This window comes from Streptomyces sp. NPDC088923 (assembly GCF_044749745.1).
Taxonomy (GTDB): domain Bacteria; phylum Actinomycetota; class Actinomycetes; order Streptomycetales; family Streptomycetaceae; genus Streptomyces.
On record NZ_JBIVIO010000001.1, the window covers coordinates 2,435,142 to 2,454,677 of the forward strand.

The following is a 19,536-nucleotide window of genomic DNA, read 5'->3' on the forward strand; positions in this document are numbered from 1 at the left end:
GGAGGAGCACCCCGTACCGCCCCCGCTCGCATCACGCCGTCGTCACGGCGACGGCGGCAGTCCCTGTGCGCCCGGCCGGGGACCACCTACCGGTCCGGCCCCGCGCCTCACCCCCACTCGGGCCCGTCCGCCCCGCTCGGCGCCGAAGCCCGCGCCCAGTCCGCCGGGCCACCCTGGTAGGCGAAGGCCGGGAGCGCGTACCGCAGGCGGCCCCACGCGCTGTGGCGTTCCGCCGTGTGCTCCTCGGTGGGCGCGGGTGGGACGGCGGACGGGAGGGGGCCGCGCGGGCAGGCCAGGAGCCAGGCGGCGGTGCGGGCGAGGGCGAGGCGGACGAGGCGGGAGCCACCCGTGCGGGTCTGCTCGGTCAGGGCGCGCAGGACGGCGGCGGCGAGGAGGTAGCCCGTGCCGTGGTCGAGCGCCTGGGCGGGCAGGGCGCCGGGGCGGCCCTCGCAGTTCGCCTCGACGGCCGCGATCCCCGTCGCCGCCTGCACCAGGCTGTCGAAGCCGCGCCGCTGTCCCCACGGACCCGAGCGCCCCCACGCCGAGACCTGCGCGAGCACGAGCCCGGGGCGCCGCGCGGCGAGCCCGTCGGGCGTGAGCCCGAACCGCTCCAGGGCCCCCGGCCGGTAACCGGTCACCACGACATCGGCGTCGGCGAGCAGTTCCTCGAAGCGGCGCAGCCCCGCGCAGTCGGCGAGGTCGAGCAGCGCGCCGCGCTTGCCGAGGCCCGTATCGGCCTGCTGGTCGGCTAGTTCGGGCATCCCCGGCGGGTCGATCCGCAGGACGTCCGCGCCGAGCAGCGCGAGCGTACGGGTCGCGACGGGACCCGCGAGGACCCGCGTCAGGTCGAGCACCCGTATCCCGGCGAGCGGCAGCCCGTCGCCCGGCGCGGCGAAGACGCGCACCGGCGCGTCGTCGATGCGGCCCGCGCTCAGGAGCGGCAGCGCCTCCAGGACCTTCGCCTGCGGCCCGGCCCGCCACTCCCCGGGCGCCCGCAGCGCCACGGCGAGGCCCCCGGCCGCGTACACCGCCTCCTCGGTCTCGCGCGCCGCGCGCCGCCGCAGCACGGCGGCGACCTCCTCGGGCCCGGCCCCCTCCCCGAGCCCGAGCGCCGTGAGCAACCGCTCGCGGTGGTGCGGGTAGTTGGCGTGCGTACGCACCCAGCCGTCCGCCGTGCGCCAGAACCGCGAGAGCGGCGCGAAACTCTCCGGCACGCGCCCGTCGACGCGCAGGAGCCGCTCGCTCGCGAACGCGGCGGCCACGGCCCGGTCGTCGATCCGCACCCCGGGCACGGCACCCCCGTCCCGTACGGAGACGAGTTCGGCGGCGGCGAGCCCACAGGCCCCCGCGCACGCGGCGGCCAGCTCACGGACCGGGAGCCGCGCGGCGAGCACCGCGGAATCCTCGTGACGGGTGACACGGGCGAGCAGAGCGGGGTCGCCACTCAGTGCCGCCCAGGCGGAGGCCAGACCGGGTGAGGCGTGAGAATCCATGGCGCCACTATGGCACTGAGTGCCAGGTCGGGGAAGGTGCGCGGTGGGAAAGGGCCGGGGAGGGCGCCCAGCGGAGAAGATCCCGGGAACACCCACCCGCACCCGCGCGTTCGGCTCGTCGGGGGCCCATCCGTCCCCTAGGTGATCCGTTCGAGGCCCCCCTAAGGGTCGAAGCCTCCTCACGGCCCGAAGGCGGGACAGCCCCTCGGCCGCCCCGCCCCCGTACCAAGACCCGTTACCTCACCGCGTTGAGCGCGTTCGCCACACCCTCCCCATAGAAGCCGTTCTTCTTCTTGCCGCCCTCGCACACCGCGTCGATCTCGCCGTCGCCGTCGATGTCGTACGGCGCCCCGCAGGCCGTGTCGTCGGCGCCCGCGTACAGGAGCGCCTTGACGAGGGCCGCGGGGGCGTGCGGGTGGCGGGACTTGATGAGGGCCGCGACACCCGCGACGTGCGGGGACGCCATCGACGTACCGGCCATGTAGCCGTAGCCGCCGCCCGGCAGCGTGCCGAGGATGAGGCCGCTCGTGGCGGGCGGGGCCGGGGTCTGGTAGACGGTCGAGTCGCCGCCGGGCGCGGCGATGTCGATCTGCCCGTTGCCGTAGTTCGAGAACGAGGACTTCAGGCCCTTCGCGCCCGTCGAGGCGACGGTGACGACACCCGGGAGCTGGGTCGGGATGTCGAAGCACTTCGAGGGGTCCACGACGCGGTCACCGGGCGTGGAGTCGTTGGGACTCGCCGGGTCGGTGATCTTCTCGCTCGCGAGGTCGTAGTTCTCGTTCCCGGCCGCCGCGACGTTGACCGTGCCCTTCAGCTCGGCGTACGACGTGGCTCGCTTGACCGCCTCGACGAGGGCCTTCTGGTCCGGGTCGTTGGTGCAGTTGAAGTACCACGGGTCCGTGTAATAGCTGTTGTTGGTCACGTCCACGCCGTGGTCGGCCGCCCACATGAAGCCGCACACGACGGCCTCCGTGTAGAAGAAGCCCTCGGTCGTGGAGACCTTGATGCCCGCGACCTTCACACCGGGCGCGACCCCGCTCATGCCGATGCCGTTCTTCGCGGCGGCGATCTCCCCGGCCACGTGCGTGCCGTGCGGGCTCTCGGCGGCGCTCGGCCGCCAGGCCCCCTCGCTCGTGTCGGGCTTGCCCCCCACGCAGTTGACGGAGGCGGCCCGGTCGAAGTTCGCCGCGAGATCGGGGTGCGTGTCGTCCACACCCGTGTCGATGACGCCGACCGTCACCTTGTCACTGCCGAGGTACTTCTCGTGCGCCTTGTCCGCCTTGATCGCGGCCAGGTCCCACTGGAGCCCCTCCAGCGGGTCCTTGTCCGCGGCCGCCGCGCCGCTCTTCGCCGCGGCGGCGACGTCGGCCTTCGAGAGCTTGATCGGGCTGCCCGTGTCGGTCGTCGACTGGGCGGGCAGCGGAGCCGTCCGCGTCGCCCCCGCGCTCTGCACCCCGAGCACCTTGCGGATCGCGGGCGCGAAGCCGGTCCGGTCCGAGTGCGCGACGATCACGCCGATCTTGTCGTACGCGTACACGACGTCGCCGCCGGCTCTCTCCACCGCCTTGCGGTAGAAGGCCGAATCGGCGAGTCCGGGAAGCACGTTGACGACGTAACTCGTCGCAGTGCCCACCTCGCTCACGGTCGGCGAAGCGGCGGGGGGCGCGGCCGAGGCCACCGTGGCGGGCACCACGGCGAGCGCGGTGGCGAGGCCGAGCCCCACGGGTATCGCGAGGGCGCGTCGGGAACGGACGAAGGGCACCGGCATGGGGTCTCCAGTTCGGGTACGAGGCGTCTGCGCTGAGGTGGTACGGGCCGTGCGGTGTGCGAAGCGGCGTACGGGGCGCGCCGTGCGGGCGCCTCGTACGGAGCGAGCCGAGCGGTGACGCACCGGGGCAGAAGGGCAACGGGCCTGTCCGGCGGGTGCGTTCGGACAAGCGCGTGAGCCTCGGCAAAGTGAAGCTATTCCCCTCACTCGCCGTCGGCAATCTTTTCCCAAAATCAGGTGCCCCGAAAATTACGCCGCGTTGAACCGGGTCGCGGGCGCCGCCGTGCCGTTGTGCAGGGGGCGGCAGCACCAGCCCCCGCACCCCTGTTGCCCAGAGAGCTCCATGTCCAGTTCCTCACCCTCGTCCCCACCACCCGCCCCCATATCGCGAGGAGATTTAGTGGCCACCGAGACGCCCGAGCCGCACACCGGCTCGCCGCGCGGTGCCGACGCACCCTCGACGGAGCAGTTCGTGGAGGTGCAGGAGAGCGCGGAGTTCGCAGAACTCCGGCGTACACACCGCTCCTTCGCCTTCCCGCTCACCGTCGCCTTCGTGCTCTGGTACCTGCTCTACGTCCTGCTGTCGAACTACGCCGGCGACTTCATGGGCACCAAGGTCGTCGGCAACATCAATGTGGCCCTGGTCCTCGGACTCGGCCAGTTCCTCACCACCTTCCTCATCGCCTGGTGGTACTCCCGCCACGCCGCGACCAAGCTCGACCCCAAGGCGCAGGCGATCAAGTCCCGTCTGGAGGGCCAGGAATGAGCCAGCCGCTCAGCCTCGCGAGTGGCCTGCCGCTCGCCGCGGAGGGCGCCAGCGAGCACCGCCCGCTGATCATCACGCTCTTCGCGATCTTCGTCGTCGCGACTCTTGTCATCACCGTCTGGGCGGGCCGCCAGACCCGCGACGCCGCCGACTTCTACGCGGGCGGACGCCAGTTCACCGGCTTCCAGAACGGCCTCGCCGTCTCCGGCGACTACATGTCCGCCGCTTCCTTCCTCGGCATCGCCGGGGCGATCGCGCTCTTCGGCTACGACGGCTTCCTCTACTCCATCGGCTTCCTCGTCGCCTGGCTCGTCGCCCTCCTCCTGGTCGCCGAACCCCTGCGCAACTCCGGCCGCTACACGATGGGCGACGTCCTCGCCTACCGCATGCGCCAGCGCCCGGTCCGCACCGCCGCGGGGGCCTCCACGATCGTCGTCTCGATCTTCTACCTGCTCGCCCAGATGGCCGGGGCCGGCGTCCTCGTCTCGCTGCTCCTCGGCATCACGAGCGACGGCGGCAAGGTCGCGATCGTCGCGCTCGTCGGCGTCCTGATGATCGTCTACGTCACGATCGGCGGGATGAAGGGCACCACCTGGGTGCAGATGGTCAAGGCCGTGCTGCTCATCATCGGCACCGTCCTCATCACCGTGCTCATCCTGTGGAAGTTCCACTTCAACGTCTCCGAACTCCTCGGCAAGGCCGCCGAGAACAGCGGCAAGGGCTCGGCCTTCCTGGAGCCGGGGCTCAAGTACGGGGCGACCGCGACCTCGAAGCTCGACTTCCTCTCGCTCGGCATCGCCCTCGTCCTCGGCACCGCCGGGCTCCCGCACATCCTGATCCGGTTCTACACCGTCCCCACCGCCAAGGCCGCGCGGAAGTCCGTCAACTGGGCGATCGGCATCATCGGCGTCTTCTACCTCATGACGATCGTCCTCGGCTTCGGCGCCGCGGCGCTCCTCAAGCCGAAGGAGATCACCGACTCCAACCCGGCCGGGAACACCGCCGCCCCGCTCGCCGCCCTGGAGATCGGCGGCGGCTCGGGCTCGACGGGCGGCGCGATCCTCCTCGCCGTCATCTCCGCCGTCGCCTTCGCGACGATCCTCGCCGTCGTCGCCGGGCTCACCCTCGCCTCGTCCTCGTCCTTCGCGCACGACATCTACGCGAACGTCATCCGCAAGGGCAAGGCGACCGACAAGGAGGAGGTCCGCGCCGCGCGCTGGGCCACCGTCGCCATCGGCATCGTCTCGATCGGCCTCGGCGCCCTCGCCCGCGACCTCAACGTCGCGGGGCTCGTCGCCCTCGCCTTCGCGGTCGCCGCCTCGGCGAACCTCCCGACGATCCTCTACAGCCTCTTCTGGAAGCGCTTCACCACCCAGGGCGCCCTGTGGTCGATCTACGGCGGCCTCGCCTCCTCGGTCCTCCTCGTGCTCTTCTCGCCGGTCGTCTCCTCCAAGCCCAGCTCGATGTTCCCCGACGTCGACTTCGCCTGGTTCCCGCTGGAGAACCCGGGCCTCATCTCCATCCCGCTCGGCTTCCTGCTCGGCATCCTCGGCACGCTCTTCTCCAAGGACGAGCCGGACAAGGGCAAGTACGCGGAGCTGGAGGTGCGTTCCCTCACCGGCACGGGCGCGCACTGACCCGGCGTACGGGGGTGCGCCGACCCCCGTACGCGGACCTGCCCGCGAGCCGCGCCGCACCCCTTCGCCGAAGGGGCGCGGCGCGGCTTCCGCCGTCCCGCACCGGGTCCGCGGATCGTGGACAACCCGCGCCCGGCCCCCGTCACGTAGGCTCGAAGCCCGTCCGTCGTACGAAAGGGAGGCGGGCCGCGTGCTCCTCGACACCTACGGCAGGACCGCCACCGATCTGCGGGTCTCCCTCACCGACCGGTGCAACCTGCGCTGCACGTACTGCATGCCCGAGGAGGGGCTCCAGTGGCTCGGGAAACCCGAGCTGCTCACCGACGAGGAGATCGTGCGCCTCGTCCGCCTCGCCGTGACCCGCCTCGGCGTCTCCGACGTCCGCTTCACCGGCGGCGAACCCCTCCTGCGCCGCGGCCTCGTGGACCTCGTACGGCGCTGCGCCGCGCTCGACCCGCGCCCGAGGCTGTCCCTCACCACCAACGGCATCGGCCTCGCCCGCACCGCGAGCGCGCTCGCCGAGGCGGGACTCGACCGCGTCAACGTCTCGCTCGACACCCTCGACGCGGAGGTCTTCCACCGCCTCACCCGCCGCGACCGCCACCACGACGTCCTCGCCGGACTCGCCGCCGCGCGCGACGCCGGGCTCGTCCCCGTCAAGGTCAACACCGTCCTCATGCCGGGGCTCAACGAGGACGAGGCCCCCGGTCTCCTCGCGTGGGCCCTCGCCGAGGGCTACGAGCTGCGCTTCATCGAGCAGATGCCGCTCGACGCGCAACACGGCTGGAAGCGCGACGGGATGATCACCGCGGACGACATCCTGCGCTCCCTGCGCACCCGCTTCACGCTCACCCCCGAGCCCGACGCGGCCCGGGGCTCGGCTCCCGCCGAACGCTGGCTCGTGGACGGGGGCCCGGGCAGGGTCGGGGTCATCGGCTCCGTCACGCGCCCCTTCTGCGCCGCGTGCGACCGCACCCGTCTCACCGCCGACGGCCAGATCCGCACGTGCCTCTTCGCGACCGAGGAGACCGACCTGCGCGCCCTGCTCCGCTCGGGCGCCGACGACGACACCCTCGCGGAGCGGTGGCGCACGGCGATGTGGGGCAAGAAGGCCGGCTCGGGCCTGGACGACCCGTCTTTCCTCCAGCCGAGCCGCCCGATGTCGGCGATCGGCGGCTGAGCCGACCGCTCAGGCGCCTTCCCGCTCCTGCCACTCCGCGAGAGCGACCACGTCCTTCAGGAAGCCCCGCACCCCCAGGAACTGGCTCAGCGTCTCCCTGTGCTCCGCGCAGGCGAGCCACGTCTTGCGCCGTTCCGGCGTGTGCAGCTTCGGGTTGTTCCAGGCGAGCACCCACTCGGCGGGCGCGCGGCAGCCCTTGGCGGAGCAGATGAGCGTGGTGTCCTCGGACATGACAGGCGTGCTTTCGGTACGGGGATGAAGGAGGGGCCGGGCCCCGCGGGAGGCCCGGGAAAAGGCGACGCCGAGCAGCCACGGGGGGAGCTGCCCGGCGTCGGTCCATCGCTCCGACGGGGGATGCGGAGCGCGCTGAAAGTATGGCACGAGCCCCCTGCCCGGGTGCAGCCGAACTCCGGGATTGGCGTGGAATCCCCCCGGCGCGGGCCCTTCCGCACGGGCCGCTGCGGCACCTTTGCCGGGGCCGTCAGGCCCGCTGGTCGTGGGGGTCGTTGGGCTCGGCGGCCGCCTGATGGACCGTGCCCTCCAGGGCCGGGCGCTGCGGCGGCGGCACGTGCGTGCGGGGGAGGGAAGGCGCGTTCTCGCGGCCCGCGTTGGCGATGACGACGGCGACGTAGGGGAGGAAGGCGCCCAGCACGAGCGCCACGACGGCCACGTACCGCTCCACGTTCCACAGCAGCATCGCCGCGATGACCGAGGCGGTGCGCACCAGCATCGAAATGACGTACCGCCGTTGCCGCCCGCGCACGTCGTCCTGGAGGCCCGCGCGGGCCCCGGTGATCCGGAAGACCTCTTGCCCCGACTGCTTGCGCGCCACGTTCCACCATCCCTCGACGAACCGGTCTCACGGTACGCCGCGCGGCCCGCGCCGACGAGACCGGGGCCGCCGGGCGGGGCGCCCCGCACCGTACGGACCGCTCCGGCGTGCGACGTAGGACCTCCGGGCCGATGCTGGAAACCGGTGTCCGCCGCCCGGCGGACGGCAGTGGTCGAGGGAGTGGCACATGGGCTGGATCTGGGCGATCATCGTCGGCTTCGTCCTTGGCATCATCGCCAAGCTCGTCCTGCCGGGCAAGCAGCACAGCCCGCTGTGGCTCGTCGTCGTGATGGGCACCATCGGCGGCCTCGTCGGCAACGCGATCGCCTCCGCCTTCGGCGTCCGCTACACCAACGGCATCGACTGGAGCCGCCACCTCTTCCAGCTCGTCGCCGCCATCGTCCTCGTCGCGGTGGGGGAGTCGGTGTACAAGGCGGTGAAGGGGAACAGGGTGGGACGCTGAGGGCCGCGCCGGTACGGGGGCCGGGGCGCCACTACGGGCAGGGGCCGCCCGCGCACACGGCGCGGGCGGCCCCTGCCCGTACGCGTACCGCCGGGAGGGCCCTCAGGCCCCGGTGACCTCCACCGCGGCCAGGTTCTTCTTGCCGCGGCGCAGCACGAGCCAGCGGTCGTGCAGGAGCTCGCCCGCGGCCGGGACGGCGTCCTCGCTCGCGACCTTCGCGTTGTTCACGTACGCGCCGCCCTCCTTGATGGTGCGGCGCGCGGCCGACTTGCTCGCGACGAGACCCGTCTCGACGAGCAGGTCCACGACACTCGCGGGCTCGGCCACGCTCGCCCGGGGCAGCTCGCCCAGCGCCGCGGCGAGCGTCGCCGCGTCCAGCTCCGCCAGCTCGCCCTGGCCGAAAAGCGCCCGCGAGGCCGCGACGACCGCCCGGGTCTGGGCCTCGCCGTGCACGAGCGTCGTCAGCTCCTCGGCCAGCGCGCGCTGCGCGGTCCGCGCCTGCGGCCGCTCGGCCGTCACGGCCTCCAGCTCCTCCAGCTCGGCCCGCGAGCGGAAGCTGAGGATGCGCGTGTACCGGCTGATGTCCCGGTCGTCGACGTTGAGCCAGAACTGGTAGAAGGCGTACGGCGTCGTCATCGCCGGGTCGAGCCACACGGCACCGCTCTCGGACTTGCCGAACTTCGTGCCGTCCGCCTTCGTCATGAGCGGCGTCGCGAGCGCGTGCACCTCGGCCTCGGGCTCCACGCGGTGGATCAGGTCGACGCCCGCGGTGAGGTTGCCCCACTGGTCGCTGCCGCCCTGCTGGAGCACGCAGCCGTACCGCCTGTACAGCTCCAGGAAGTCCATCGCCTGGAGCAGCTGGTAGCTGAACTCCGTGTAGGAGATGCCCTGTTCGGACTCCAGGCGGCGCGCCACGGACTCCTTCGTGAGCATCTTGTTGACCCGGAAGTGCTTGCCGACGTCGCGCAGGAACGCGATCGCGCTGAGCCCGGAGGTCCAGTCGAGGTTGTTGACCATGCGCGCCGCGCTCGGCCCCTCGAAGTCGAGGAAGGGCTCGATCTGCGCGCGCAGCCGGTTCACCCACTCCGCGATCGTCGCGGGGTCGTTGAGCGTGCGCTCCGCGGTCGGGCGCGGGTCGCCGATCTGCCCGGTGGCGCCGCCGACGAGGGCGAGCGGGCGGTGCCCGGCCTGCTGGAGGCGGCGCACCGTGAGGACCTGCACGAGGTGCCCGACGTGGAGCGAGGCCGCGGTGGGGTCGAAGCCGCAATAGAAGGTGACGGGACCGTTCGCGAGCGCCTTGCGCAGGGCTTCCTCGTCGGTGGACTGGGCGAAGAGCCCGCGCCACTTGAGGTCGTCGACGATGTCCGTCACGGTCGTGCACTCCTCGGCTTCGGTCGCGCGCGGACGGTGAGGGCCGGGCGCGGGATGGTGCGTCCAGTGTATGGGGGACCCGTACACGTTCCGGCACCGGTTTTCCCGCCCCCGTACGCCCACCGCCCGCACCCCCCTCGCGCCGCGGACTGTGGGAACCCCACCAAACGTCGTCGCACGTGCTGTCGGGGGCCGATTCGGTGGGTGCGCCCCGCTACCGATAGTTTCGAGCAGGACAAGTGCGGGACGAGACGGTCCCGGGGCTGCCCTCGCGCGACTTCCGTGCGCCGCGGGCGGCCCGCGTCCGTCTTGTCCGTACCAGACCACCGTCGAAAGGGTGATCCGTTGAGCCGCTCGGTTCTCGTCACTGGAGGCAACCGGGGCATCGGCCTCGCCATCGCCCAGGCCTTCGCCGACGCCGGTGACCAGGTCGCCGTCACCTACCGCTCCGGGGAGCCGCCCGCCGGCTTCCTCGGCGTGAAGTGCGACATCACCGACGCCGAGCAGGTCGATCTGGCCTTCAAGGAGGTGGAGGAGAAGCAGGGCCCCGTGGAGGTGCTGGTGTGCAACGCCGGCGTCACCAAGGACCAGCTCCTGATGCGCATGTCCGAGGACGACTTCAGCTCGGTCGTCGACACGAACCTCACGGGCGCCTTCCGCGTCGTCAAGCGCGCCAACCGCGCGATGCTGCGGGCCCGCAAGGGCAGGGTCGTCCTCATCTCCTCCGTCGTCGGTCTCCTCGGCTCCGCCGGACAGGCCAACTACGCCGCGTCCAAGGCCGGGCTCGTCGGCTTCGCGCGCTCGCTCGCCCGCGAGCTGGGCTCGCGCAACATCACCTTCAACGTCGTGGCACCCGGTTTCGTCGACACCGACATGACCAAGGTGCTCAGCGAGGAGCAGCGCGCGGGGATCGTCGCGCAGGTGCCGCTCGGCCGCTACGCGGAGCCGAAGGAGATCGCCGCGACCGTGCGTTTCCTCGCCTCCGACGACGCCTCGTACATCACTGGAGCCGTCATCCCGGTTGACGGCGGATTGGGCATGGGTCACTGATCACATGAGCGGAATCCTCGCGGGCAAGCGCGTACTCGTCACGGGCGTCCTCACGGAGGGCTCGATCGCCTTCCACGCGGCCAAGGTCGCGCAGGAGGAGGGCGCCGAGGTCGTCCTCACCGGCTTCGGCCGCCTGAGCCTCGTCGAGCGCATCGCGAAGCGCCTGCCCAAGCCCGCGCCCGTCATCGAGATGGACGTCACCAACAAGGAACACCTGGACGCCCTCCCGGGCCGTATCCAGGAGCACTTCGGCGACGACGGCCACCTCGACGGCATCGTGCACTCGATCGCCTTCGGCCCGCAGCCGGTCTTCAACTTCCTCGAGGCCGAGTGGGAGGACGTGGCCACGGCCGTCCACGTCTCCGCGTACTCGCTCAAGGCGCTCACGATGGCCTGCCTGCCGCTCATGCCGCGCGGCGGCTCCGTCGTCGGGCTCACCTTCGACGCCACGATCGCCTGGCCCAAGTACGACTGGATGGGCGTCGCGAAGGCCGCCCTGGAGTCGACCAACCGCTACCTCGCCCGCGACCTCGGCGCGAAGAACGTGCGGTGCAACCTCATCTCCGCCGGTCCCATCAAGTCGATGGCCGCGAAGTCCATCCCGGGCTTCGAGGAGCTGTCCGACGTCTGGAACACGCGCGCCCCGATCGGCTGGGAGATGTCCGACCCCGAGCCCGCGGGCCGTGGCGTCGTCGCGCTGCTCTCGGACTTCTTCCCCCGCACGACGGGCGAGATCGTCCACGTGGACGGCGGCGTCCACATGATGGGGGCCTGAGCCCCGTCGCCCGCCGCGAAGGGCGCCCTTTCTCCCGTACGGGGGAGGGGGCGCCCTTCGCGTGCGTACGTACCGCGGGGGGCCTTCGCGCGCGTCCGCGCTCAGCCCGCGTCCGCTCCCCGGGCCACCTGGGCCGCCGCGCGTGCCTCGCGCTCCACGCGGTCGCCCTCACCGAGGAGCGCGGGACGGCACATGTAGGGGATGCCGCCCGCCTCGGTCGCGGCCTTCTCACCGTCCTGGTCCGCGATGGCCTGGAAGAGCGCGTGGTGGTCGAGGTCGTGCGCGGCGGTCATCTCGCCGATGTCCTCGCGCAGCCAGTCCCGCAGCACCTCGCCGAGGTCCGCGTACACCTCGGTGATCACGGAGTTGTGCGAGGCGGCGACGACCGCGAGGTGGAAGGTCGCGTCCGCGACGACGAAGTTCTCCGCGTCCCCCGCCTTCCACGCCACGTCCCTGCGCTCCAGCGCGTTCTCCAGGAGCCGCACATCCTTCGCGGTACGGCGCTGGGCCGCCAGCCGCGCGGCCGTCGACTCCAGCGCGACCCGCAGCTCGGCGAAGTCGCGCGGGTCGGCCGCGGCGAAGCGGCGCTGCATGACCCCGGCCAGTTCGCTCGTCGCGACGACGTAGGTGCCCGAGCCCTGCCGGATGTCGAGGAGCCCGTTGTGCGCGAGCGCCCGGACCGCCTCACGGACCGTGTTGCGCGCCACACCCAGCTGCTCGACCAGCTCGGACTCGGTCGGGATGCGCGAGCCGATCGGCCACTCGCCCGAGGAGATCGGGGCCCGCAGGGCGGCGATGACCTGCTCGGAGAGGGCCGAGCGGCGCGGGGAAGACAGGGGCATGAGCGTCCTAGGAGTCGCGGGCGGGCAGTCGGGAGCCGTGCGGGCGGGATGTGACCAGTATGGGAGGCCGGACGACTGGACAGTCAAACATCCCATGATTCTATGATGGGTGCATGGCACCCGAGGAATCAACGTCCCTGCGGTCAGAAACCGCCCCGTCCCCCACTCCCGCACCCTCCGGACCCGCCCCGGGCACTCCCGGGGCCCCCGAGCCCGCGGGCGCGCCCGGCGCCACCCGGGCCAAGGGCCTGCTCGCGGTCCTCATGCCGGTCGGGATCGTCCTCGCCGCGCTCAACCTGCGCCCCGCCATCACGAGCCTCGGCTCGCTCCTGGAGGAGGTGCGCGACGGGCTCGGCATGAACGGAACACTCGCCGGGCTGCTCACCTCCGTCCCGCCGTTCTGCTTCGCCCTCTTCGGCTTCCTCGCCCCCCGCCTGTCCAAGCGCTTCGGCGCGGGGACCGTCGTCTGCGGCGGCATGATCGCCATCACCGCCGGCCTCGTCGTCCGGCCCTTCACCGGCAACACGGCGGGCTTCCTCGCCGCGACCGTCCTCACCCTCGCGGGCATCGCGGTGAGCAACGTGCTCATGCCGGTCGTCGTCAAGAACTGGTTCCCCGACCGCGTCGGCTCCATGACCGGGCTCTACTCCATGGCCCTCGCCATCGGCACCTCGCTCGCCGCCGCCGTCACCGTGCCGCTCAACGACGCGCTCGGCGGCGGCTGGAAGGGGGGCCTGGGCATCTGGGCCGTGCTCGGCGCCGTGGCCGTACTGCCCTGGGCCGTGCTGAGCCGCCAGGGCCGCGCGGCCGAACGCGAGAACGCCGCGAACCCCGCCCCCGCGGGACCCGGGGACGCACTGCGCGTCACGCGCAGCCGCACCGCCTGGTCGCTCGCCTGCTTCTTCGGCCTCCAGTCCACCGCCGCGTACATCACCATGGGCTGGATGCCGCAGATCTTCCGCGACGCGGGCATCTCCGCGGGCACCGCGGGCGTCCTCCTCGCGGTGACCATGGCACTCGGCATTCCGCTCGCCTTCGTCATCCCGCGCGTCGCGATCCGGCTGCCCCAGCAGGGGCCCGTCGTCATCGTGCTGGGCCTGTGCGGGCTCGGCGGCTACCTCGGCCTCGCGCTCGCACCCGCCGGGGGCGCCTGGATCTGGGCCTTCCTCATCGGCATCAGCAACTGCGCCTTCCCGCTCGCCCTCACGATGGTCGGCCTGCGCGCCCGCACCGGCCCTGGCGTCGTCAAGCTCTCCGCCTTCGCGCAGAGCACCGGCTACCTCATCTCCATCCCGGGCCCGCTCCTCGTCGGCATCCTCAACGACGCGACGGGCGGCTGGGGCGTCCCGATCCTCTTCATGGCCTGCCTCATGGTCCCGCAGATCATCATCGGCACCCTGGCCGGCCGGAACCGCACGATCGAGGACGAACACCTCGCCAAGGCGGCCTGACCGCCCCACCCGCCCGGGACCGGCCACCTCACCGGCCCCCGGGCGGGACCTCGCGGGGAAGCGCCATAAACTACGCACATGCCCGTGCTCGAACCCAATCCCCAAGGCGGCCAGAAGAAGCTCCTTCTGGTCTTCGGCGCGATGATCGGCATCACGGTGGTGATCGGCATCCTCGCCAGCTTCCTCGCCTGACGGCCCCGCCCGCCGTCCGCCCTCCGCCCGCCGTCCCCTCGCCCGCGTCGAGCACCTCGCCGCGTAGCACCACCGTCCGGGGCGCCACACGGCTACCCGGGTGCGGAGCCCGTGCCGGGGGCCGGACCCCGCGTCGGACCCGCAACCGTGCCGGGGCCCATAGCCGTATGAGGGCGGCCCTCCTTGGGGGTGGCCGGGTCGGCCCGTGGGGTTGTGGTGGCAGCGGCATACGGGTGTGCCTCTACGGATCTCTGCGCCACCCCCGGATCTCCGCGCCCCCTGGGAACGCCGCCGCCCCGCCGTCCGTTGAAGGCCCACAGGGGGCCCACCCAACCCCTAGGGAATCCGTTCGAAGCACCCCTAAGGGACGCCCGCCCTTTCGCCCCCGCCCCCTTCGCCCCCGCCCCCCCACGCCGAAGAGGCGCGCCTCCACCGGAAGCGCGCCCCTCCGCGCCGCGACGCCCGCACCGCGACGCCCGCACCGCGACGCCCGCACCGCGACGCCCGCCCTCAGGGGACGCCCCTCGCGAGACGCCCCATGGGGGACGCCCGCCGCCCGTCAGGTGGCGACGCGCGTTCCCCGTGACGACCGCCGCGACGCGCTCACGCCACGGCCACCGCCGCGACGTCCTCCCGTACCCCCGCGCCCCGCACCTCGTGGTGCAGCCCCGGGCAGTTCTCCGCGTACAGCGCGTGCCGGCCGTCCTCGGGGCGGGCCGTCCAGACCACCTCGCAGTCGGTGAGCCGGGCGTCGTGGACGTTCTCCAGGTGGAAGCCGTCCGTCGGCATCGCGGGGAAGTCCTCGGCGCGGCGCGGGCGCAGGTCGGCGTGGCCGCCGGGCCAGCGGGACCAGCGGTCGATCTCGACCCGTACCCCGTCCAGGACCAGGCCCTCGATGCGGCCCGGGTCCTGCGCGATGACCGTGACGCCGTTCTCCGCGCGGCACAGGATGTTGCGGAAGCGGATGTTGCGCACCGTGCCGCAGTGCTCCGTCCACGGCACCGCCATGATCGCGATGGGCTCGCCCCGGCCCCACCAGCCCTCGTGGAAGAACCGCGTCTCCACCGTGATGTCGCTGAAGAGCACGTTCTCGATGTCGCCGCCCTCGCCGAGCCGGATCGCGAGCCCGCGCGCGCTCTGCCGGACGACACACGAGGAGAAGACCACGTTGCGGATCTTCGACTGCCCCTCGACACCGCAGATCAGCGCGGACGAGGTCGTCGTGATCGTGCACCCCGTGACCGTCACGTCCTCGCACACGGGCGCACTCGCGCGGTCGGTCCCGGTGTGTTCCAGCGTCGCCTTGAGGCAGATCGCGTCGTCGCCCGCGACGACGTCGCAGTCGCTGACGCGCACACGGCGGCAGCAGTCGATGTCGATCGCGTCGCTGTTGGGGAGCTTGAGGTCGTTGTGGATGCGCACGCCGTGGATCAGTACGTCGTCGCAGAGCGAGAGCCGCAGCGTCCACACCGCGCCGTCCACGATCCGCACGTCGCGGAAGGTGACGTTGCGGCAGTCGCGGAAGTAGATCGTGAACGGGCGGCGCTGGTCCATCGTGTAGATGTAGCCGTTGTCGGAGAGCACGAAGTGCCGCCCCGCGCCGTCGATCGTCCCCGAGCCCGTCACCGAGATGTTCTCGGCGCCCTCGGCGTTCAGCAGCACGCCGGTGGGCTCGTCGCCCCACTGCGTGTTGCCGTCGTTCAGGACGACGCCGCCGAAGCGCACGGTGTAGTCGGCGAAGTCCGGGCTGCCCGCGAGGGTCGCCCCGTGCTCCAGGTGCAGTTCGACGTGCGAGCGCAGCGTCACGGTGCCGGTGCGGAAGGTGCGGCCGCCCCGCAGGACGACACGCCCCCCGCCGTTCTCCGCGCACGCGTCGATGGCGGCCTGCACGGCGGCGGTGTCGTCGTGGACTCCGTCACCGGCCGCCCCGTGGTCCAGCGGGTCGAAACCGTCGTACCGGTCGGACATGGTGTTCCTCCTGCGGCGCGCGGCCGCGGTTCGGTCCGGGCGGCCGGTCATCGCCTGACCGGCCGCCCGTCAACAGGTGGTCAGGCGGAGACGACTTCGAGGACGCGCACGCCGAGCGGGGCCAGCTCCACCGACGTGAGCGGCTCGCCCTCCTCGTCGCGCAGCGCGAGACCCTCGGCGAGGACGGGCCGTGCCGTGTGCCCCTCCTCGTACTGGCTCACGAACCACACGAAGCGCCGCCCGTCCTCGTGGTGCAGCTCGGCGGTGAGGACCCGCGGGTCCGTGACGCGCACGTCCGCGCGCACCCCCGCCTCGGCGGCGAGCGCCTCGTACAGGCGGTGCGTGTCCTCCGGGTTGGCGCCCATGCGGTCCGCGGCCATGTGCTCGACGGGGTACGTGCACAGCACGAGCGAGCCGGTGCCGATCCGGCGGCGCAGCAGCGCCGGGCGGCCGTGCGCGTCGGTCGCGACGACCTCGGCGCCGTCCGGCTCGACGGGCAGGAAGGCCCGCGAGTTGATCGTGCCCGCGGCCGGGAAGGACAGCTCCGTCCCCGCGGCGATGCCGCCGAAGTCCTCCGCGAAGGTGAAGGTGACCGTCTCGTCCTCGATCGGCGTCACCTGCCCGTACCGCAACTGGTGCCGCACCCCGAAGAGCTTGTCCACCCCGGCCCACCAGGGACCGCGCTGCGTGTCGTGCGTGCCCGAGCAGTACGAGACGTACACCGTCGCGCCGCCCTCGGCGAGTCGCGTGAACTGGTGCCAGGTGGGGGAGAGGAGCTGCTTGACGGACGGCGCGAGGTAGAGCGCGCAGTCCTCCGGCACGCCGTCGGCCTCCCGAGCGAAGCCCACCGCGAGGTCCGCCTCGCGCGCGGCCACGTACCCCTGGCGCGCGGTGTCGAAGACGAGCTGCGCGTCGGCCGGCATCGTGAAGGGGTACTGCTTCTCCAGGTACGAGGAGACGACGAGCGCCGCCTTCGCGTCCGGGCGCCGCAGCTTCGGCAGCTCCACCCGGTCCAGGACCGCGCGGAAGTCGCGCAGTTCGCGCAGCGGCGCCTTCGGCTTCCCGGCCGCGTCGGTGATCCCGAAGTGCAGCTCGAAGGCGTGGTGGCTGTACGGCGGCTGCTCGTGGATGTCGTCGTAGTCCGTGTTGTTCCACGCGATCCAGCCGCTCGCCCCGGCGAGCAGCGTGTTGTGCAGGAGCTGGCGGTAGTAGTGCCCCGCGTTCTCCTCCGACACGAAGTCCGTCGTGACCCCGAACTCCTCCATGATCACGGGCTTGTCCGTGAAGTCGAGGAGTTCGCAGATGTAGGCGGCATTGAGGTGCTGGCGCACCCGGTCCGTCTCCATGCGGTAGACGTGCGGACCCATGAAGTCGACGAGCGGGGCGAGTTCGCGGACGCGGAAGCCGTTGTCGCGGCCCGTGACCTCGACGCCCCAGGCCCCGTCGCCGAGCGAGACCGGCTGCGTCGCGCCGCCCGCGCGCAGCCCGTCCACGACGAGCTGCGCCCAGGCGGTGACGTGCGTGTGGTCGGTCGTGTCGTTGCCCCGGTCGACCGGGTCCCCGTAGATCGGCATCTCGTTGGAGACGAGCCACCCGGCGACGGCGGGGTGCGCGCCGAAGCGGCGGGCCAGCTCGCGGCCCATCCACGCCTGCCGGCCCACCATGAAGACGTCGCCGTACAGGTCGCGGCCGTGGCGCCAGGAGGGGTCCCAGTTCTCGCCCGACATGTGGCCGATGACGAGGGTCGGGATCGTGCGCATCCCCGCCGCGCTGTGCTGGTCGAGGAAGTCGGCGAAGTGCTCCAGCGTCTTCTCGTCGAGCGCGTCCGCAGTGGGCATCAGGTCGGGCCAGTAGAAGAAGCTGCGCGTGAGGTCGAGCCCGTGCTCGGCGAGGACCGCGAGCTCCTGCTCGATGACGGCGGGATCGTAGGAGCGCCACATCAGCGGGCCGCCCGTACGGGACCAGAAGTTGGCGCCGATCCAGGGCCGGTGATGGCCCGAGGGGTCGATGTGGAGGAGATTGCGCCGCATGGAGCTGTCGTCCTTTCCGGCCGCCGGTGCGGCCGTGTCTCCGGCCGCGTCGCAGCCGTTCTTCCGGCCGCGGGAGGGCCGGTGGAGGCCCTCCCGTACCGCGCGGGCGGAGGGGCCGATGTGCGAGGGGACTCGGGCCGCGCACGGCACCGACACGTCACAGGTATACCGTTCCACCAACCTGAGGGCAAGGAGTCGAACGCGCGCGACAGCGCCGGTCACGCGGGGTAAATGCGCATGTCAGCACTGTGTGCGACGCGAAGAAAACCCACCCGTCCGCATCTCTTGACGCTCCGGAAAAGCCGTACTTAAGCTGCGCGAAACCGTTCCACCAACGAAGGTGGAGTCGTCTCCGCCTGCCGGGACGGTCCCTCGCGGTCCTCTCACGACCAGCGACCTCTTCCCGATCAGATCGGAAGGCTCGACCCCGTGCGCCGCAGAACTCTTCTCCTCGGCTCGGTCTCGGCCGCCGCTCCCGTCCTGCTCACCGGCTGCGGCAGGCTCGATCCCGGCGACGACGACCCCCGCACCCTCGTCGTCCACCACATGCTCACCGCCGGCTCGCCCATGGCGAAGGTCTACGAACGCCTCTGCCGGGACTTCACCCGCGCCCATCCCGGCCTGCACATCAAGAGCGTCGTGAGCGGCGGCACGGACCTCATCAACGTCTACGAGACCGCGCGCCTGGCCCACAAAGAGGCCGACGTCATCCTCACCAACCTCGCCGAGAAGACCCTCTCCTGGACCGCGTACAAGGCCACGGTCCCGGTCAACCGCTACCTGGACGCCTGGGGCCTGCGCGAGCGCTTCCTGCCCCAGGCCCTCAAGGAGTGGACGGACGAGAAGGGCCGCGTCGCCGGCTTCCCCTGGACCGGTTTCACCTGGCCCGTCGTCTACAACAAGGCCGTCCTCGCCAAGTACGGCATCGACGAGATCCCCACCACGACCGAGGAACTCGTCGACGCCGCCCGCCTGGCCCGTAAGCACGGCGCCAAGGGCTTCGTCAGCATCGGCGGCAACGACTGGTCGGGCCAGAAGCTCCTCATGCAGATCATGCAGGCCTACCTCCCCGCGTCCCGCGCCGAACGCCTCTTCCGCCACGGCGGCTTCGCCCGCGAACCGCTCGCCGTGCGCGGCATCGAACTCTTCACACGACTGCGCGAGGCCGGGGTCTTCTTCAAGGGCGCCCAGGGGCTCAACGCCGACTCGATGAACACCGACTACTACACCGGGCGCGCCCCCGCGATCTCCGCGATCTCCTCCACGCTCAGCAGCGTCCCCGCCGACGTCGTGAAGAACACCGTCGTCGGCGGCTGGCCGGTCCCGCCCGGCGGCGTCCACCACAAGCCCACCGCCTTCCGCGGCTACACCTCCACCGGCATCTGGATCAGCCCCAACGGCGAGGAGAAGATCGACCTCGTCGAGAAGTTCGTCCGCTTCCTGTACGAGCCCGCCCACACCCGCGTCCTCACCCGCGAGGCCGGCCAGGTCGTCGGCGTCCGAGAGAAGACGAGCGCCCCCGACTTCCCGCTCGTCTCCGACTCCATCGACCTCGGCGACCGCGTCGACTACGCGCTCATGCCGGACTCGTACGTGCCCCCCGCCGTCTCCCAGCCGCTGATCCGCGCCACGAGCCTCGCCTACACGCCCGGGACCAGCGCCCGCTCCATCGCCTCCGCCCTGGACCACGCGTACGGGGGCTGAGCACCGCCCCGGCC

17 protein-coding genes are annotated in these 19,536 nt (G+C 72.2%); 9 read left to right on the forward strand and 8 right to left on the reverse strand.

Features of this window, described 5'->3' with window-relative positions; all coding sequences use genetic code 11:
• Positions 1–107: 107 nt before the first annotated feature.
• Entirely contained in the window at positions 108–1,493 is a 1,386-nt protein-coding gene (locus ACIP4O_RS10995; protein WP_401573693.1) for a CoA transferase, read from the reverse strand.
• Positions 1,494–1,728: 235 nt separating this feature from the next.
• Positions 1,729–3,261 carry a S8 family peptidase gene (locus ACIP4O_RS11000; RefSeq protein WP_401573695.1) on the reverse strand — a complete coding sequence of 511 codons (1,533 nt, stop codon included), beginning with the start codon at positions 3,259–3,261 and terminating at the stop codon, positions 1,729–1,731.
• Positions 3,262–3,661: 400 nt separating this feature from the next.
• Between ACIP4O_RS11000 and ACIP4O_RS11005 the strand changes: the two genes are divergently transcribed.
• The 3 genes from ACIP4O_RS11005 (at position 3,662) to moaA (ending at position 6,844) form a co-directional block, all read left to right on the forward strand.
• Positions 3,662–4,027: a DUF485 domain-containing protein gene (locus ACIP4O_RS11005; protein ID WP_009063982.1), complete on the forward strand. Its 366-nt coding sequence runs from the start codon at positions 3,662–3,664 to the stop codon at positions 4,025–4,027.
• Positions 4,024–5,664, forward strand: coding sequence for a cation acetate symporter (locus ACIP4O_RS11010; RefSeq protein ID WP_361325874.1), 1,641 nt, complete (start codon positions 4,024–4,026; stop codon positions 5,662–5,664). The genes ACIP4O_RS11005 and ACIP4O_RS11010 overlap by 4 nt, the downstream gene beginning before the upstream one ends.
• Positions 5,665–5,854: 190 nt before the next feature.
• Complete coding sequence (gene moaA, locus ACIP4O_RS11015; RefSeq protein ID WP_401573697.1) at positions 5,855–6,844, forward strand: GTP 3',8-cyclase MoaA; 990 nt, start codon at positions 5,855–5,857, stop codon at positions 6,842–6,844.
• 9 nt (positions 6,845–6,853) lie between these two features.
• Here the strand turns inward: moaA and ACIP4O_RS11020 are convergent, their stop codons facing one another.
• Together ACIP4O_RS11020 and ACIP4O_RS11025 are read right to left on the reverse strand one after the other, a co-directional pair.
• Positions 6,854–7,075: a hypothetical protein gene (locus tag ACIP4O_RS11020; protein WP_401573699.1), complete on the reverse strand. Its 222-nt coding sequence runs from the start codon at positions 7,073–7,075 to the stop codon at positions 6,854–6,856.
• A gap of 250 nt (positions 7,076–7,325) precedes the next feature.
• Complete coding sequence (locus tag ACIP4O_RS11025; RefSeq protein WP_361325883.1) at positions 7,326–7,676, reverse strand: DUF3099 domain-containing protein; 351 nt, start codon at positions 7,674–7,676, stop codon at positions 7,326–7,328.
• A 187-nt stretch (positions 7,677–7,863) separates the two neighbouring features.
• Here ACIP4O_RS11025 and ACIP4O_RS11030 point away from each other — a divergent pair, with 187 nt between their 5' ends.
• Positions 7,864–8,139 (forward strand): GlsB/YeaQ/YmgE family stress response membrane protein, encoded by a 276-nt coding sequence (locus ACIP4O_RS11030; RefSeq protein WP_401573701.1) that lies wholly within the window; start codon positions 7,864–7,866, stop codon positions 8,137–8,139.
• 102 nt (positions 8,140–8,241) lie between these two features.
• On the opposite strand, the gene tyrS is transcribed toward ACIP4O_RS11030, so the two are convergent.
• The gene (tyrS, locus tag ACIP4O_RS11035) at positions 8,242–9,510 is read right to left on the reverse strand and encodes a tyrosine--tRNA ligase (RefSeq protein WP_401573702.1); all 1,269 of its coding nucleotides are present in this window, start codon (positions 9,508–9,510) and stop codon (positions 8,242–8,244) included.
• A gap of 345 nt (positions 9,511–9,855) precedes the next feature.
• Here tyrS and fabG point away from each other — a divergent pair, with 345 nt between their 5' ends.
• Complete coding sequence (gene fabG, locus ACIP4O_RS11040) at positions 9,856–10,560, forward strand: 3-oxoacyl-[acyl-carrier-protein] reductase (protein ID WP_401573704.1); 705 nt, start codon at positions 9,856–9,858, stop codon at positions 10,558–10,560.
• Positions 10,561–10,564: 4 nt separating this feature from the next.
• Positions 10,565–11,335: an enoyl-ACP reductase FabI gene (gene fabI, locus ACIP4O_RS11045; RefSeq protein ID WP_361325894.1), complete on the forward strand. Its 771-nt coding sequence runs from the start codon at positions 10,565–10,567 to the stop codon at positions 11,333–11,335.
• Positions 11,336–11,436: 101 nt separating this feature from the next.
• Here fabI and ACIP4O_RS11050 read toward each other — a convergent pair whose 3' ends face one another.
• Positions 11,437–12,177: a FadR/GntR family transcriptional regulator gene (locus tag ACIP4O_RS11050; RefSeq protein ID WP_401573706.1), complete on the reverse strand. Its 741-nt coding sequence runs from the start codon at positions 12,175–12,177 to the stop codon at positions 11,437–11,439.
• A 113-nt stretch (positions 12,178–12,290) separates the two neighbouring features.
• Here ACIP4O_RS11050 and ACIP4O_RS11055 point away from each other — a divergent pair, with 113 nt between their 5' ends.
• Both ACIP4O_RS11055 and ACIP4O_RS11060 read left to right on the forward strand, forming a co-directional pair.
• Complete coding sequence (locus ACIP4O_RS11055) at positions 12,291–13,628, forward strand: CynX/NimT family MFS transporter (RefSeq protein WP_401573708.1); 1,338 nt, start codon at positions 12,291–12,293, stop codon at positions 13,626–13,628.
• A gap of 78 nt (positions 13,629–13,706) precedes the next feature.
• The gene (locus ACIP4O_RS11060) at positions 13,707–13,820 is read left to right on the forward strand and encodes an SGM_5486 family transporter-associated protein (protein ID WP_007828714.1); all 114 of its coding nucleotides are present in this window, start codon (positions 13,707–13,709) and stop codon (positions 13,818–13,820) included.
• Between the two features lie 603 nt (positions 13,821–14,423).
• On the opposite strand, the gene ACIP4O_RS11065 is transcribed toward ACIP4O_RS11060, so the two are convergent.
• Both ACIP4O_RS11065 and ACIP4O_RS11070 read right to left on the reverse strand, forming a co-directional pair.
• Entirely contained in the window at positions 14,424–15,788 is a 1,365-nt protein-coding gene (locus tag ACIP4O_RS11065; RefSeq protein WP_401573710.1) for a glycoside hydrolase family 28 protein, read from the reverse strand.
• Between the two features lie 80 nt (positions 15,789–15,868).
• Entirely contained in the window at positions 15,869–17,818 is a 1,950-nt protein-coding gene (locus ACIP4O_RS11070) for a cellulase family glycosylhydrolase (protein WP_401573712.1), read from the reverse strand.
• Positions 17,819–18,247: 429 nt separating this feature from the next.
• Between ACIP4O_RS11070 and ACIP4O_RS11075 the strand changes: the two genes are divergently transcribed.
• Positions 18,248–19,522 (forward strand): ABC transporter substrate-binding protein, encoded by a 1,275-nt coding sequence (locus ACIP4O_RS11075; protein ID WP_401573714.1) that lies wholly within the window; start codon positions 18,248–18,250, stop codon positions 19,520–19,522.
• Positions 19,523–19,536 lie beyond the last annotated feature (14 nt).